13 protein-coding genes are annotated in these 16,575 nt (G+C 46.0%); all 13 read right to left on the bottom strand.

All coding sequences use genetic code 11. From position 1 onward, the window contains the following. Window positions 1-39 precede the first annotated feature (39 nt). The 13 genes from JOE45_RS03385 to JOE45_RS03325 all read right to left on the bottom strand — a co-directional run bounded on the left by JOE45_RS03385 (window position 40) and on the right by JOE45_RS03325 (window position 16,561). Complete coding sequence (locus JOE45_RS03385) at window positions 40-705, bottom strand: HAD family hydrolase (RefSeq protein ID WP_210021527.1); 666 nt, start codon at window positions 703-705, stop codon at window positions 40-42. Between the two features lie 429 nt (window positions 706-1,134). Beyond that, window positions 1,135-2,160 (bottom strand): PdxA family dehydrogenase, encoded by a 1,026-nt coding sequence (locus JOE45_RS03380; protein WP_210021528.1) that lies wholly within the window; start codon window positions 2,158-2,160, stop codon window positions 1,135-1,137. A 106-nt stretch (window positions 2,161-2,266) separates the two neighbouring features. Further along, a complete protein-coding gene (locus JOE45_RS03375) occupies window positions 2,267-3,820 on the bottom strand; it encodes a sigma-54-dependent Fis family transcriptional regulator (protein WP_348632472.1) in 1,554 nt (517 codons plus the stop codon). A gap of 280 nt (window positions 3,821-4,100) precedes the next feature. Then, complete coding sequence (locus tag JOE45_RS03370) at window positions 4,101-6,251, bottom strand: dihydroxy-acid dehydratase domain-containing protein (protein WP_245246556.1); 2,151 nt, start codon at window positions 6,249-6,251, stop codon at window positions 4,101-4,103. Further along, a complete protein-coding gene (locus JOE45_RS03365) occupies window positions 6,251-7,009 on the bottom strand; it encodes a FadR/GntR family transcriptional regulator (RefSeq protein ID WP_210021531.1) in 759 nt (252 codons plus the stop codon). The genes JOE45_RS03370 and JOE45_RS03365 overlap by 1 nt, the downstream gene beginning before the upstream one ends. Before the next feature lie 130 nt (window positions 7,010-7,139). Then, window positions 7,140-7,637 (bottom strand): CDP-diacylglycerol--serine O-phosphatidyltransferase, encoded by a 498-nt coding sequence (gene pssA, locus JOE45_RS03360; protein WP_245246555.1) that lies wholly within the window; start codon window positions 7,635-7,637, stop codon window positions 7,140-7,142. A gap of 780 nt (window positions 7,638-8,417) precedes the next feature. Continuing rightward, window positions 8,418-10,040, bottom strand: a complete 1,623-nt coding sequence (locus JOE45_RS03355) for a thiamine pyrophosphate-binding protein (protein ID WP_210021533.1) — start codon at window positions 10,038-10,040, stop codon at window positions 8,418-8,420. A 14-nt stretch (window positions 10,041-10,054) separates the two neighbouring features. Next, window positions 10,055-11,533, bottom strand: coding sequence for an aldehyde dehydrogenase (locus JOE45_RS03350; RefSeq protein WP_348632471.1), 1,479 nt, complete (start codon window positions 11,531-11,533; stop codon window positions 10,055-10,057). Window positions 11,534-11,557: 24 nt separating this feature from the next. Beyond that, window positions 11,558-12,352 (bottom strand): HpcH/HpaI aldolase family protein, encoded by a 795-nt coding sequence (locus JOE45_RS03345; RefSeq protein ID WP_210021534.1) that lies wholly within the window; start codon window positions 12,350-12,352, stop codon window positions 11,558-11,560. A gap of 75 nt (window positions 12,353-12,427) precedes the next feature. Further along, entirely contained in the window at window positions 12,428-13,492 is a 1,065-nt protein-coding gene (locus JOE45_RS03340; RefSeq protein WP_210021535.1) for an Ldh family oxidoreductase, read from the bottom strand. A gap of 56 nt (window positions 13,493-13,548) precedes the next feature. Next, window positions 13,549-13,923: a Rieske (2Fe-2S) protein gene (locus JOE45_RS03335; RefSeq protein WP_210021536.1), complete on the bottom strand. Its 375-nt coding sequence runs from the start codon at window positions 13,921-13,923 to the stop codon at window positions 13,549-13,551. A 1-nt stretch (window position 13,924) separates the two neighbouring features. Further along, window positions 13,925-15,019 (bottom strand): amidohydrolase family protein, encoded by a 1,095-nt coding sequence (locus tag JOE45_RS03330; protein WP_210021537.1) that lies wholly within the window; start codon window positions 15,017-15,019, stop codon window positions 13,925-13,927. Window positions 15,020-15,055: 36 nt separating this feature from the next. After that, complete coding sequence (locus tag JOE45_RS03325; RefSeq protein ID WP_210021538.1) at window positions 15,056-16,561, bottom strand: tripartite tricarboxylate transporter permease; 1,506 nt, start codon at window positions 16,559-16,561, stop codon at window positions 15,056-15,058. Window positions 16,562-16,575 lie beyond the last annotated feature (14 nt).

Raw genomic sequence — 16,575 nt, 5'->3', positions numbered from 1 at the left:
ATTGGAGTTCATCCCACTAAATCCACCGTAATGGAGGGCCTATTGAGGAAACCCGGCTATATGCTGCGACAACAACTCACGCAAATCGGACACATCATTAAAGATGTGCTCTGGCACATGTTGGTATTCTGTCGATTGCTTAGCAGGCATCCACTGTGCACCTATCGTTCTGACATTCGCTCGCCACCCCGCCTGCATATCGTCATCGCTGTCACCAATAAATACCGTTTCTTCCCTTGTCGCATCTAATACTTGCATAGCCATAAGCAAGCCTTCCGGTGAGGGCTTGCTTTCTTTCACGTCATCACCTGTGATCATCACATCAAATGAATGATCAAAATTTAATTTCTGTAGGGAGATTTCCAGGCTACGACGAGTTTTACCTGTAAATAGTCCCAAGCGCACGTCCGTTCTTCTCAAATCGCGTAGAAGCTCATCGATAAAAGAGAACCTGTCCACCAAGTCGTCATGCTTGTCCTCGTACAATTGAAAAAATTCTGCAATCGCTTCTTCGATGTTATCTTTTTTTGAAAAATACTTTGATATGATTCCTGTCTCTGAAGGCCCGCACATCGAAAGGAATTCTTCATGGGTCAAGATCCTGCCATCAAATTTTTGAAACACCTGAATTAGACTATATTCAACGACGGAAAGTGTATTCGCCAAGGTGCCGTCAAAATCGAATATTACATGTTTTATAGCCAAGCTCTTCATTCCTTCCCCGTTCCGGTCTTTGATAAATCTATTGTTACTGCAGTGAACTCATTATACTATATTGGAAAAGGAATGGTCTCTCGGCCTCCATACTATAATATATTGATGAATATAAACAGGAGACTGATATCATGGAGCAGTTCAAGTCGCAAGATGAGCTGGCGGCCTTATTAATTTGGATGTTTCACCGGTGAAAGTAATCTCATCTTTACTTTAAAAAAGCGCCCTCCGCTATGAGGAGCCTGAACAGGGATTCAAGCCCTTGTCCATTCTCATCTCGGAGGTCGCTTTTGTATGAACCCTGTTTGATTTAAATGTTAAAATGTAGGCCCGATTCTGTTAAGGCTACGGTCACATTATCTATCGGTTTCATCATGACGGTACTGTATTTGGCATCCATGCTGCTCCTTCTCCTCACTTTTATTCATTTGCTACTGAAATCTGCTTCCCCAGGACCAATCGAACGGCCAGCTTCATTGCATGAGCCATGGCTCCGGGATCAGCAACGCCCTTGCCGGCGATATCAAATGCAGTTCCATGTGCAGGAGTCGCCAGAACAACAGGAAGTCCGCCGCTGACCGTCACCCCTTTGTTGAAACCCATAAGCTTCATGCCCGTCTGCGCTTGGTCGTGATACATAGAGAGTAAGCAGTCGAACGGGTCCTTAGGAAGACGCAAGAAAATCGTATCTGCCGGATAAGGCCCTACAGCATTAATTCCTTGTGCCTGTGCGTCTTGTACCGCCGGAATAATCTCATCGATCTCTTCCATCCCGAAGAGCCCTCCTTCACCCGCATGAGGATTGAGTGCGGCCACTACAATTCGCGGCTGATGAAAACCCGCTGCGGTGAGCGTTTCATGAGCAAAACGAATACGCTGCCCGACACTTTCTTTCGTAATCAAGTCACTTACCTTTCTAAGAGGAATATGAGAGGTTACACGGAATACCCATAGCTTCTCCATGACATTAATTTCACCGAATCCGTCTTTGACGCCCAGTAGGTCACCAAGGAAATGAATATCATCTTCAAAATGAAGACCACCCCGAAACATCGCTTCTTTATTCAAAGGCGCGTATACCACGCCCTCTAAATGATTCCCTTTCACGAGCTGCAAAGTGTATTCCAGCGTTTTTCCGCTGGCTAACCCCGCTTCCGGAGATAGGGTACCCTTTTGGAAATCGTCCAAATTTACATTTTGCAGATCAATTAACGGAAGTTCATGCTCTTGATGTGAAGCCTGCTCGATGGAATCGATTCTTCGATAGTTCAAGGTTACCCCTGCGAGTTCCGCCCCCTGCTGAAACACCCGTTCATCACCAATCAGCACCCAGTGAGCCAAGCTGCGAATTTCATCCAATTGCAGCACTTGAGCGACCAACTCCGGTCCGATTCCTGCAGCGTCCCCGTAAGTCAAAGCCATGATCGGCTTTCTTTGAGTTTCCATACCCTATCTCCTTCACGGTTTAATGAATTGGTGTAAGCGTTTTTTTAATTATATTATGGTGTTGTTACCATTTACTACAGCCATACGATTTTGTTTTGTTGCAGATTTAATCATTGCTTGTGATCATTGACCTTCTATTCTTTATTTTCAATTTGCGCCATAGGGTCGTTCGATTAATCCCAAGCCTTTTTGCCGCTTTCGATTGGTTATATTCTTCCTCCGCGAGTATTTTACAAATGATATCGCTTTCAATTTCATCTAACGTTTTGTTGAAGAAAGAAATGCCTTGAGCATCATGGGTTTCTGAACTCTCACTTAATTCTTTAATGACCGGTTCGATCTCTACTTGATCAATGTAAGGGCCACTGCTAAGCAAGCACATTTTTTTGATTGTATTTTTCAGCTGATCGATGTTCCCCGGCCAGTCATACGATCTTAAAAGTTCCATCACTTCCGGTTTGACCCCGACGATTTCCTTTCCCGTCACGACGTTCGCCGAAGCGATGAACATCCTTATCAAATCAGCCATATCCTCTACTCTTTCACACAGCGGAGAAAGACTTAAAGCGAATGTATTTATAGCACGGTACAGATCGGATCTAAATTCACCTCTTGAGACCATAGGGTTTAATTTTTCTTCATTTTCAGCAATCACTCGAACCTTGATCTCTCGGTCTTCATTGCTATCCATTCTCCTGACCTTATGACGGGTTAGAATATGTAACAATGTGACTTGGAGGCTCAAAGGCAGCTTACCAATATTGGACATATATAAAGTTCCGCCATTTGCAAGCTCGAAAGCACCCGGCTCAGAACCTATGCCCAGCATTTCTTTTTCTAATATCTCGGGTGAATGGGAACTACAATCTATGGTAATAAACGCTTTCGTTTTTAGACCGCCTTCATTATGAATACTTTGGGCTAAAACGTGTTTTCCCGTTCCCGGCTCTCCGTAGATCATAATCGGCAGTTCGGAATGGCTTATCCGTTTGGCGGAATCAATCAAATGAGCCATAATCTGCGATTTTCCAACCAGCTGGTTGAAGTGGACAGTCGCCTTTGCTTGTTTTACAAACCGATACTTATCAATCTTATCCCGAACGGGTTGATCAGGCTTCCATTTTTGATCCAGTATAGATACTAAACCTGCATATTTTTCTTTTTCTTTATTTATGTAAAAGATTAATCTTTCTGCATCCTGAATCGCCTCCATCACAGCTTCCTTTCCGGAAGTGATAAGGATACCGTGAAGTCCGTGGTTTCTAGCCGCATTGGTTGATTTAACATCCCCGACAATCACCTGAACCTCGTCTTCAATGGCCTTTTCCAGACACCTTTCACAATCTCCATCGCCGTAAAAGGTTAAGTCCATATTCAGAAGCTTGCCTATAAAGTCCGCTCCTTGAATCACCTTCAAATGGCTCATCACGCCAATTTTTCCTTCAAATCCGTTCAAGAGCGTAAGCGTGCGTAAAATGTCATAACCCGATATTTTAATTTCCGTCACCGGAATGGAACAATGTTCCCTCAGCAGATTTACAGTCGCTCCGCGGCTAATGATGATATCATAGTCTTTGTTTTCCAACGCTTTGGCAATGTCCACACCTTCATACCAATCTCCGATTTCAACATCGATGTTTTTTTTCAAATCCTTATTCACTTCCAGAATTAAATCCCTCAACCCTGGATATGGAGCTATGGCAAGTATATTCAATTCGATCACCTTTTAAATAAAGATTTTTTCATCAGTTGAACAAGTGTTAACATTTGCAACAAAATCCTTAATTAATAGCGCATCCAATAATATATTCTCATTTGCATTCCATGAACGCAACATATTTCCGCCCAAAAGATCGATTCAAGAAAATAAAGAAACCCGCTTCACCAGCGGGCTCTAAAAATCCCTTTCTCTATTGCCGTTTCATTCTACCTCCTATCCCTTAAATCCATTTCAGCTCCGCATCCAATGCAACTCCCATCGGCACTACGCCGCGGGATGCATCCGTACAATCGCGCAGCCGGTTCGATGCCGCCACACGCTTTTGTCTTTTACGCATCTTTTCCATTCTGAAAATTCCGAGTTCAGTCCGCTTGTTCCGAAGCTCCCCAACGTCGTGTTCAATTAGGCCCAAAGCAAATGACTGTGGATTCAGCAGATCGATACGTTTCTTGCGAAATTGCAGATGCAGCAGATCTCCCTCTTGCAGATACAGAAGCCCGCCGCCATGAAAAGCTTCCGGTGTCATATGACCTACAGCAGCTCCAAATGTCACACCCGAATAGCGGCCGTCGCTGATTAAGGTGGTCAGACACTTTAACTGACGGTGTGCGTTAATATGCTGCATAGGCGTCATCATTTCCGGCATTCCGAAAGCTTCAGGGCCTTGACCGGATATAATGACCGCCAGCCTGAGCCATTCCTCCCGAATCATCCGGTCAAACAGCTCATCATAACTCAACGTTTGCAGCTCTTCCAAAGAAACGGAAGCGTTATAGGAAGCCATCCGCTTCATATGTTCAAGCTCAAAGTGCCGTTCGGCCTTTAGGCGGTCCAACATATTCACGTCCAACAGATGATGGTTCGCCTCTTCTTCATTTTCATAATAAAGTACGAAGGCGACTTTATCGTCGAATTGATTGAGCTGCTTTGTAGGCATGCCGCTGATTTTAACCACAGCTTGGTTAAAAAAGTTCCCCCGAAGGACATCGACACCGCTAAAGCTTCTTTTAGGCTTGCTTAAGATGATCGGATTGTTCTTCACGCCATCCGCACTTAAGCCTACGGTATTGGACAGCCTTTCTCCCCAGGTTTGACCAGTCACCGTCGGTGCATCCAAAGCCATAGGAACACCATTTCTTGTAAGCTCATACATCAGCGTTTCCATGCCGCGAATTTGACCTGAGCAGCACTGCTGGGCCAATACATAGATATCTCTTCCTTCGGTCAAGCTGTAATCGAACAAATCGGGAATCGGATGTTCAGCAGCGATGCGTTCCATATCTTCGAGCGAAAAGTCATAACCCGCATAGACCATTGCGCCGACAATATGCATCATCAGGTTGGTAGAGCCTCCGGCGGAGCTATGGATCCGGATCACATTGGTGATATTGGCTCGGACCAATTCACTCACGCTGCATTCCGGACGATCGATGATGGAGAACAAAGACTCGATCGCTTGATTAACTTGAGCCTGTGTCGGCGGGTCTGTCAGCAGCTCTAGCTCAGGGCTTACGATACCGAACCCTGTAGTAACGTCCCGGGAACTATTGCCCGTTCCATGAAATGCACAGATGCCGCCCTTGGAATCACAGGTGCTCACAGCCAGCCTCTTTTCAAAATACTTATGCCGTTCCTCCGTCAATAGACCACATTCCACGGCTCGTTCAAAAACCCCTTGGAATGAGGTGTTGGAAGAGCACTGAAGGATATAGCTCACCGCATCTTCAATGTCGGCGGCAATATCGTCATATCCCGCTGCAACGGCTTGGGATACTAAACCTGCTAATTCCAGCTTTAAATCATCCGGAATCGTACCTCCCTTCAGTACGTGGGAAGGGGCGAACGTAGCAAACACATGATGCTCGCCGCGATAACGCCGGACACGATCCAGATGGGCAAGGGCGCTTAATACTCCCAGCGGTTGCTTATCGCAGCCCTGAATCACAAATGCTCCGTGATATGACTGCGCTTCCATTTGATTCACTACGATTTCCGCAATCGCATTGCGGCTCTGCAGTGAATAGGACATCCCCATGTTGTTTTGCGCTGTTCCGTCACAAAGCACCGGGGTACTGAAATAGAACGGCACTCCACCTTCCTGCCATATTTTTAGAGCAGCTTTATAGACCGTTTCATGATCCAAAATATGGGCCGGATGATCGGAGGAGCCTCCGATAATGGCGATCCGGGGTGAATTATTCTCTAGTCGGTCATAAATGTTGTCGAGCGTCCAATCCGGCTCCCCGCCTTCGTATTTCCCGCCAAGACTGCGACGTGCGCGGTCTAATAGCCCGGCTACGGTAATAGGCTCGTTAGCTTTGCCCTGTACATTACCTTGGTACGGATTAACACCATGATGGATTGTTTTCATTAACTTCTCTCCCATTCGATGGTTTCAATTTGTTGTGGCGGTTGCATACCTTCCTTGAGCTTCATTGAATCCTGACGAACATCCTGCAGATGCGCCTTCATCATATCTTTGGCAAGGGCACCGTTTCTCTGCTCTATTGCCAACGCGATCAGCATATGAAAGTGTGCAGCTCTCTCGGCACTGCCGGGAATACGCGTTGTTTTTCTGCGGCTCTCCAGGAGCAAGTCTGAGATCCCTTTCATGACCTGAGCCATGACTTCATTCGAGCAAGCCTCGGCAATATGTTCGTGAAAGGCCATATCGGCTTCGAAATAATCTTCTCTTTTGGATACATCTTCGATCATTTTTAATGCCGCCGCCTTCATTTGTGCAGTTTGTCCAGGGGTCGCCCTTTCCGCTGCAAGCGCTGCCATTTCAGGTTCAAGAATAGCCCGGTATTCCTGCAAGGAAAACATATCTCCTACAGGAAGCCGAGTGAGGTCCAATGCATTTTCCTGTTTCCAATAGTTCGGATTACGTACGAACATCCCTCTGCCATGCTCAATAAGAATAAATCCTTTGTTTTCCAAAATGCGCAGAGCTTCTCGTACGGTGGAGACGCCTACTTGAAATTCTTTGGCAACTGCAGCCAAAGAAGGCAGCTTCTGCCCGGCCTTCCACTCTTCCTGTTCAATCCTTCTGGTCAATTCATTTAGAATTTTTGTACTTGCTAGCTCTTTAATCATCATCACCAACTCATATGATATGTTTATAAACATATATTATCACCTGTATCGCAGCAAGACAATTATAAAAATTCCGTCCTTAAAAGTGTGAGGAGTTAACTTGAGAACGACAAAACCCTCCAGTCTTACGCTGAAGGGTTTTGGATTGCCGTTTTTTTATTCTCTATAACTTTTTGACACGTATCCTACTGACCATTAAAATTGATAAAATCAGCGCAATGTAGGCAGCGAAGCCATAAACGGCGGGAAACCATAATACTAAACAGACCAGTAATCCCGCTGCAGGGATCGGCACCCCCTCAAAGTATCCTTTGGTGGGACGTGTATTAAAACGTGCCAGTCTAAGGGCACCTGCCATGGGGAATACCATTAAAGCGATGGTGGATGCAACTTGATGGGGTACGGTTTCATAAAGCGCCAGTGCCGGAACAACACCAAAGCTAACGATATCCGCTAAGGAATCAAGCTCAACCCCAAATTCACTGGACACTTTAAGACTGCGTGCAATTTTTCCATCAAACAAATCAAATATGGCTGATAATACTAAGAATAGAGTAGCAATAAGCGGCAGATGATTAACAATGAAAACTAAAGCTACGATGCCGCAGCCCAGATTAGATAGAGTAAAAATGTTTGGAAAATAACGAATTATGCGATCCAAAAGAATCAAATCCCTTCGAGAAACGGAAATCTTTGCTTCACTATTTTTCCCAACGGTTTCTATCGTATTCCCCTGCTAGAAATTCAACGTCCTGCCACTTCCTACTTTGGCCTCATTTATTGCTCCCATATTTCATATAGTTAATACAGAAAAACCGTTTCCCCAATGATTAACCATTTTGAATAATTGATAATCAACCTGAAGGAATGACATTTCGTTGCAAACAATCGATTTGAATTAGTGGAAAATCGCCTATCAGATCGTGTCACCTCAGTTGGAACTGCCGGAACATGGGCAGCAATCGCCATGGAAACGTATCTGGAAGATCCTCTTCATGGTGATGATGATATCTTATCCGTTCGACCATATCATCCTTCTGCTGATTAAAGTTTCAACTAACTGGACTCGATCAGAATTATTTTTGATGCATTTTTCGGCATATAACAGATTTTATTACCCATAACTTTATACAATGAATCACTTTTATCCGCCATTATTAATAAAAGCCGCCTCAGGTTCAACCAGGTATATTACGACACCTTCTGTCGGTCAGTTAATACAGGAATTTACGGTCAGTAAGGCAGCAGTCTCACTTTGCTTAGGCAAGTTGTGCCCTATAATGGTCCCCTTCAATTGTCCCTAATATGCTAAATTCCTTATAGGCGAGAAAGAACCGAAATTCGTCGTCATATTTCGACCCTGACCTATAAAAAAAGAGCACAGCATCCATCTACATAGGGTGCTGCTGCTCTTTTTTCAGGATGAATGAAAACATAAATGCTATAATTCTCTGATCGCTTCAAATTGTTTATGGTAGGATGAAGGATCGATGCGAGCTTCAATGATTGAGGGCATTCCGTTGGTTGATCCCAGCGCACTACGTATGGCTTGCCGTAGCTCGTCTTCCGTATCTACACTCCAGCCGTTGGCTCCGAAGCTTTCAGCAAATTTAACATAGTCAGGCGCTACAAATTCTGTTCCGAATGGCTGATTATAGCCCTTCTTCACCTGCTTGACATCCATCAGACTAAGTCGGCGGTCTGAGAAAACGATGGAGATGACCGGCCATCGATTTTGAACGGCAGTGGAAATATCCGGTAATCTCATCATGAATCCGCCGTCGCCGGTCAGTGAAACAACCACCTTATTAGGAAACACATGCTGCAGCGCCATGGCTGCCGGCAGAGCAAAACCCATGGTTGCCAGGCCATTAGAGATAAAGAAGGATTGAGGATTTATGGACTCCCACAATTCGATTACCAGCAGTTTGCTGGCTCCAACATCAGTAGTCATCAAGACATCGGCCGGTAATTCCTCCTGTGAAACGCGAATGACTTTATCAGCTGTGAGAATAGTTCCGCTGGTTTCCAGGGCTGATTTCACCTGATTGCGATATTGAGTGATATCATGAGACTGCCACTGGTTATTGGAATCCGTCATATAATCTCCGATGAGGTCCAAGGAAATACCGATATCGCCGATCACTTCCGCTTCCGCACGATACATCTCTTGATCGTTCGGATCATCGCAGATATACACCACTGGTTGGTTATACCGCCATTTCTTGGGCAGCAGCTCAACAGGATCCAAACCGATCGCTACAATCAAGTCACATTGTTCCATAATGCCCGTCTCTAATCTTCCACCCATAAATACTCCCAAAGAGAGCTCATGCTGATCGGACAAAGACCCTTTGGCTTTAGCGGTTTTGAAAACGGGAATTTGAAAGGCTTCGACAAACTTCCTTAACTGTTCATACTGGCTCCCATTTCCGTTGTTGATGGTTAAACCCACAATCACGACGGGAAATTTTGCCTTTTGAATAAGAGACGCAGCATTTTTCAAACTCTTCTCATCAGCAGTTAAAAGGTAAGCCTCCCGGGACAAGCTCCCAATATCCTCATCCACTTCCCGATTGATAAGATCATTGGGGATATCAAAATGCACCGGTCCTCTTTTCGGCGTCATAGCCACCGTATATCCTCTGTGCAGCATACTGCTCCAATTGGAAGCGGATAAACTGCTTGTTAGCTTCGTGATGGGTTTAAAGGCATCCGTGTGAGATATTTTTTGTCGCAGCGCATAATCTACATTCTCACTGCCGTATCTATCGCTTAACGTAATCAATGGCGCACGATCAAGCAAGGCATAAGCCAAACCGGTAGACATAGAGAGTGCTCCCGGTCCCAGATCCGTCAGACAAACGCCAGGTTTTCCGGTAACCTCACCATACACACTGCCCATAATTGCAGCCGTTGTCTCATTTTGCGTCAAAATAAATTTCATATCATGATCGCCCATATAACAGAGCAAATCCGAACTGCTGCCACCACCGGGTATGCCAAATACCGTATCGATTTCCGAATTTCCTAGTTTTTTGGTAATTGCTTCTCCTAATTTCATTAGCTCACTCCTCGTTAGGTTTGCATGGAAAAAGGGTCTCGTGCATCGTCGGACAAATTAATCATTACATTTTTCATCTGTGTGTAGTCCATTAACGCATGCAAGCCCCTCTCTCTCCCATATCCGCTCATTTTGACTCCGCCAAATGGCGCTTGAGCTGCCGAAGTTCTGTACGTATTCACCCAAACCGTTCCGGCTTGGATTTGTCTGGCCATTCGATGGACCCGTTTGACATCGGAAGTCCAAATCCCGGATGCCAATCCATACTTGGAATCGTTGGCAATCTGCACCGCTTCTTCTTGATCCTCAAACGGAATCACACTTAAGACCGGCCCAAAAATCTCTTCCTGAGCAATGGTGCTGTGATTTTTTACATCAACAAATATCGTTGGAGCAATAAAATACCCGTTATTCAGTTCGCCTTCGGAAACCGGATGGCCGCCATACACCAGCTTGGCCCCATCCTCATTACCCTTCGCGATCATGGAGAGGATACGGTCGTACTGCGGCTTGTTCGCAGCCGGCCCCATCTCGGTTGAGGGGGTGATCGGATTTCCTAATCGGATCGTTTTAGCTTTATCAACGACTTTTTGGATGACTTCATCATATACAGAGCGTTGAACCAACAAACGCGATCCGGCAATGCAGGTTTGTCCGCTTGCTCCGTAGATGCCGGCGACGGCGCCGATCACGGCCGCATGGATGTCCGCATCCTCGAAGATGATATTTGGGGATTTGCCTCCCAGCTCCAGGGTTACGGGAATCAGATTTTGGCTCGCATTTCGAGCAATCGTCTTCCCTGTTTCCGCCCCGCCAGTAAAGCTAATCTTGTTTACATTCGGGTTCAGAGTTAAGAAATGGCCTACTCGATGATCTCCCGTTACGACATTGACCACACCATCGGGAAAACCGGCTTGTTGAATGAGCTTGCCGATTTCCAGCGTTGTAGCGCTCGTATGCTCGGATGGCTTGATGACCACCGTATTCCCTGCAGCCAAAGCAGGAGCTAATTTGTTCGTTAAGAGAGCAATCGGTGAATTCCACGAGGTGATCAGCACCGCTACTCCCAGCGGTTCTCTTAATGTGTAATCAAATAAAGAAGGATTATCTAATGGGATAACCTCGCCATTTAATTTGTCTGCGTAGCCCGCAAAAAAACGGTAATTACGTGCAGCAAAATGCATCTGATTTTTCGTTTCACGGATGACTTTTCCGTTATCTGTCGTTTCTAGAGCGGCTATTCGGGCTGCATTATCATCCAGCAGGTCGGCCAATTTCATTAATAGCTGCGCCCGCTGCAGCCCGCTCACCTTTCTCCAAGACGTATCAAAGGCTTTGCGCGCGCCATCAATCGCTTGACTCACATCGTCTTCAGAAGCTTGAGGAATGGTCGCCCAAATTTCCTGGTTATACGGGTTGCTGGATGGGAAACGTTCTTTCGTTGAGCTTTCCACCCATTGTCCATTGATTAGCATTTTGTAATCGATTGTCACATTACTCACCTCCCGCAGCTAGATTTACGATCTGACACGTGATGTGTTTACCATTTGTTCAAAGGTTTTTCTAATCAACGTGAGATCATGCCCAAAGGTGATGGCCTGCGCCCCCTTTTCCCTCCACTCCTCTACACTTGCGGCAAAATTCACATCCGTCGGGTCCAGGTTTACGGATACGGCGATCCCTTTGGATTGGGCAATACTAAATATTTTCTGCTCGGCTTCGAGTACTAATGGATGGTTTCGTTGACCGGTGACTTTCAGAGAATTCGCCAGATCCCCACGTCCGCTTAATACCATATCGATACCAGGGACGTTCATGATCTCTTCCAAATTTTCGATCGCCTGTGCACTTTCGATCTGAACAGCCACCATCACTTCTTGGTTGGACCAATTTGTATAAGCTGCCGCATCCATGCTGCCATAGCCTGAACTTCTGGGACCGACAAACATACCACGCTCTCCAATAGGAGAAAACTTTGCCGCATTTACCACTTCTCTTGCAGCCTCTGCAGTGGACACACCGGGCACGATAATCCCCATCGCACCCATTTCCAAAACTTTGGATATTTTTTGTTCATCATAGTTGATTCTAACGAAAGGGGTAATCCCCTGGGTTTCCGCAGCCCGGATCATTTGCTCTGTTCCATATCCATCCAAAGGGGAGTGAGCGCAGTCGATTCGAACAAAGTCTAACCCTGCAAGACCCGCGAGCTCCACAATGACAGGCGAAGGAATCGCCACATACATCCCAAGAGCGGTTCGCCCTTCGCGTATGGCCGTTTTGACTGAATTTTGCTTTGATTGGTATGGCATGTTGATGTTAACCTCCATTTGAATTAAGCTTCGTATTCAGCCCAGCCTCAGCACTGATCCGAATTTCGGGAAGGATCATCCGTTTATCATTTGAACTTCCGGTAAGTCGATGGCATATTCACGACATAGAGCAGCGACCACATCGAACATTTGTTCCGGAATGGTGACAGTAGCTTGATTTTGGCCCAGCTTGCGCGCCCATTCTCTTTCCCCGGGAAGCAAAATCTCCGTCTCCTCACTGATCTTGGGAGCAGCTTTCACCATACGCACTAATTCGTCCACTCTTTGCTTAAATTCCGTAATGTTCATAAACGCTTCGATGTTTAACGAAATAAACAGGTGACCGTTATTTCGCACTCCATCCTCTTCAACGCCCGGCACTTGATCCCCAAAATTGGCCCCAGTGAGGACTCCCGACAAAATATCAATCATCAGCGTAATTCCATAGCCCTTGTAATCCCCGATCGGCAAAATCGCGCCCTCCAACGCTTCCTGCGGATCGGCCGTCGGTTCACCGTATTTATTGATAGCCCAACCGAACGGGATCGACTCCCCCTTCAAGGCCGCAAGCCGGATTTTACCCCTTGCTGCAACGCTGTTAGCGATATCCAAAGTAATGGGATAGTTCAAATTTGTCGGTACGGAGATCGACCATGGATTGTTGCCGAGTACAGGCGTCAAGCTGCCCGTCGGTGCGATCCCCGGAGATGCATTCGAGAATACAATACCGATTTGGTTCGATCTCGCAGGCATTTCAGCATAATAGGCGGCCGCGCCAAAGTGGCTGCTTCTCCTCACGCCGACAACGCCAATCCCTCGCTCGCTGCTTGTTTGGATCGCTTCCTGCATCGCATAATAGCTGACGATCGCTCCTAGCCCGTCATCGCCATCCAGCAATTGGACAATCGGACCGCTCTTTAGCTTTTGGATATTCGGCCGCGGGTTAATATTTCCGCGTTTGATTTGTTTTAAATACGTAGGCAATCGATAAAAACCGTGTGTATAGATTCCTTTTTCATCCGAATCCAGCAAATGTGACATTAAAATCTCAGCATGTTCCTCAGAAACTCCGGTATGGCTCAATATGTCTTTTCCCATATTGATATAATCGGAGCAGCCTAAGGTATAGACCTTATCCATACGAGAGCCTCCTTAAACAAATCTTTCTTAACAGACAACGAAGCTGGCAAAGCGAATCAGTCCGGCAGTTCAACCAGCAGGTTGTTTTCAGAATCAAGATGCACTTTATAGGTTCTTACTTTCCAATCTTTCCTGACCAAGCATTCTCCTGTCCTGACATCGAATTCGATACCGTGCCAAGGGCAGGCAACCAAGTTTTTTTCTACGGATATAAATTCCCTTACTTTGTGATTATCCGTGACCTCCGCGTCAATCTGATCGAACACGCCGGATTCTTCGCATAGCGGTCCTCCTTGATGCGGACAGTAATTTCGCACCGCATAATAGCTTCCCTCTACTTTAAACACTCCGAAGGAGTGGCGTCCGATCTGAAAAACCCTGTGGCTCCCAACCGTAATATCCGCTGCAGGACATACATAGTGTGTGCCCATGTTATTCCCCCCTAAAACGCAAAACCCGTCTTGCGTTATCTCCAAGAATTTTACATTTATCCTCCTCGGAAAGGAACGTCAAGCGCTCGATACATGATGGATGATCCCAATCATAGTGAGGATAATCGGATGCATACATTAACGTATTGGGTGCATCGATCATTTCGAATACCATTTTGAGATGGTTCATGTTGCTGGGCAGCTCCAAAGGTTGGGTTCCATAATAAAAATCCTTAATGTATTCGCTCGGCAGCTTTTTCAGTAACGGCACTTCTGCCCTGCGCCGCATGTATTCGTTATCCAATCTGTACATCATTTGCGGAATATAAAAAATGCCGGATTCTTGGAAAATAAAATCCAATTTAGGGAAGCGTTCTTTTACGCCCTGCATAACAACGCTGGTCAATTGAATCATATTGCTGAACACAAAATCCAGGCTGTGGCTCTCGACCCATTTTTCTAAGCCCTTTGCATACGTATTGTCATCCGGCCCCGCAAATCCGCTGTGAAGGATACAAGGAAGGTTAAATCGCTCCGCAGCGTCGTATATCGGATCATAGTAACGGTCTCCCAGCGGCGGGTTCGGTCCGTTCGTCACAATAATAATTCCGCAAAATCCGGGCTCGGCGCCAACCCTTTCGATTAATTTCCTTGCCTCTTCAGGATCTTGTGCGGGCACGGGAAGAGCGCAATATATGCCACGTGCCGGATCGGCCATCTCCTCTAACATATAATCCGCATGGCCGTTGGCTAGAGCGACGGCACGATCTTTATCGTTGATTCTCCCCACATGCAGCATATAGGTAGGCACCATGACAATGGTTTCAAAATCCAAAAATTCCATGGTTTCTCTAATACTCTCTCTTGTATTGGATATACCCAAGGTTCTTTTTGACATATCATTATTGTGTGCGCCTATTCGAATACGGCCCCCCATCAAAGGATCGCCAACCGAGCCACCGCTGACCGGTAAAAAATACTTCCCGCTCCAATCTCGAATTCTGCTCTTCCACGGTTCTTCCAAGTATTTGTGCACTGCCCTCGGATCATCGTGGTAATGCGCATCCACATCTATAATTCTGTACTTTGACGCCATGTAGAATTCCCTCCTTTGGAAACGTTTTATATTAAATCACATGTTTACTCCCTCGGATTGAGCAGATTTCTTCCTCTTCCAATTCCCATATACTGTAGCGCTAACGATGGCCAATATAAGTATGATAATCCCAACTGAATAGCCTCTCGAAATAAATATGCTGTAGCTGCCTTCGGATAACATTAACGAGCGCCGCAAGCTGCTTTCCATCAGGGGGCCTAATACAAAAGCCAAAATAAAGGCAGGAAACGAGTAATCCAATTTTTTGATCATGAAGCCTATGAGTCCGACAAAAAGGGCTAACCATACGTCAAAATGCGATTCTTTATGCGCATAAGCGCCAATTACGCATGCAATAAAAACGATGGGAATAAGGATATAATTGGGAATCGTCAGCAGCCTGGCCCAAATGGAAGTGGTATATTTTCCAAATACATACATCAATATGGTAGCTGCAAAAAATCCCCAGAAAATACTATAAATCAGATCAGGTTCATTTTTGAATACTTGAGGACCCGGTTGAATCCCTTGTATCATGAAGGCGCCCATAATCACGGCCACTGTAGCGGATCCGGGTATCCCTAATGTTAATAAGGGAACTAAATTCCCGCCAACGACGGCGTTATTCGCCGCTTCGGGGGCAGCAATGCCGTTCGGTTCACCCTTCCCGAATTTTTCAGGATTTTTCGATGTTCTTTTCGCTTCCGTATAAGCGATCCACGAAGCGGCGCTGGCCCCGAGTCCCGGTATGATCCCTGCCATGACCCCAATAATGGATCCTTTGGTTGTGCTTTTCCACACCGATTTCAGCTCGCTCCAGGTTAGCGACACCTTTAAATTTTGGGTATTTGTAACATATCGCTTACGCAAATCGTCGGTCACCATGGTCAGAACTTCCGAGATCGCAAACAAACCCGTCAAGACGGCAATCAAGGAAAGACCTTCCATAAAGTGAATGCTGCCCATAGTGAATCTCGCCGAACCGGTAAATACGTCCAATCCGATTGTGCCGAGAAGCAGGCCTAACATGACCGATATCACGCTCTTGGGAATGTCCTTGGAGCTTAAACTGACCACGCTAATCAAACCTAACAGTGCGATTAAGAACAATTCCGGATCGGCGAATTTGATGGTTAGCTTGGTCAATGGAACCGTAAGCATCATTAATGCAAGAATTCCGATAAGGCCCCCAATGGTAGATGGGATTAGTGAATAAGCCAAGGCCTTTCCAGGATACCCGTCCTTGGCCATGGCATTGCCGTCAAGGACAGTCGCCACGGCCGCTGCAGTCCCAGGAATTCCCAGTACAATCGATGTAATGGAACCTCCATACTCAGCAGCCTGATATAAAGCTACGAGCATCAGAATGGCCGGAACCGTATCCATCGTATAGGTTAAAGGCAGGAGCAAAGCTACGCCTACCGTAGGTCCAAGTCCGGGCAATGCCCCAATAAGAAGCCCAAACAAGGTCCCAAAAATAATGGCAAATAAATTACTCCATGTGAATAATTGAGAAAAATCAAAGAAAAGGAAATCAAACATAGTCTAATCCTCCG

This window comes from Paenibacillus sp. PvR098 (genome assembly GCF_017833255.1).
GTDB lineage: Bacteria > Bacillota > Bacilli > Paenibacillales > NBRC-103111 > Paenibacillus_G.
This window is presented reverse-complemented; position numbering and strand designations above follow the sequence as displayed.

Coding starts and splice junctions, on each gene's coding strand:
- JOE45_RS03355 (WP_210021533.1), bottom strand. CDS start 10,040: ATGAAATTAGGAGAAGCAATTACCAAAAAACTAGGAAATTCGGAAATC.
- JOE45_RS03365 (WP_210021531.1), bottom strand. CDS start 7,009: ATGTTTATAAACATATCATATGAGTTGGTGATGATGATTAAAGAGCTA.
- JOE45_RS03335 (WP_210021536.1), bottom strand. CDS start 13,923: ATGGGCACACACTATGTATGTCCTGCAGCGGATATTACGGTTGGGAGC.
- JOE45_RS03380 (WP_210021528.1), bottom strand. CDS start 2,160: ATGGAAACTCAAAGAAAGCCGATCATGGCTTTGACTTACGGGGACGCT.
- JOE45_RS03340 (WP_210021535.1), bottom strand. CDS start 13,492: ATGGATAAGGTCTATACCTTAGGCTGCTCCGATTATATCAATATGGGA.
- JOE45_RS03370 (WP_245246556.1), bottom strand. CDS start 6,251: ATGAAAACAATCCATCATGGTGTTAATCCGTACCAAGGTAATGTACAG.
- JOE45_RS03325 (WP_210021538.1), bottom strand. CDS start 16,561: ATGTTTGATTTCCTTTTCTTTGATTTTTCTCAATTATTCACATGGAGT.
- JOE45_RS03330 (WP_210021537.1), bottom strand. CDS start 15,019: ATGGCGTCAAAGTACAGAATTATAGATGTGGATGCGCATTACCACGAT.
- JOE45_RS03345 (WP_210021534.1), bottom strand. CDS start 12,352: ATGCCATACCAATCAAAGCAAAATTCAGTCAAAACGGCCATACGCGAA.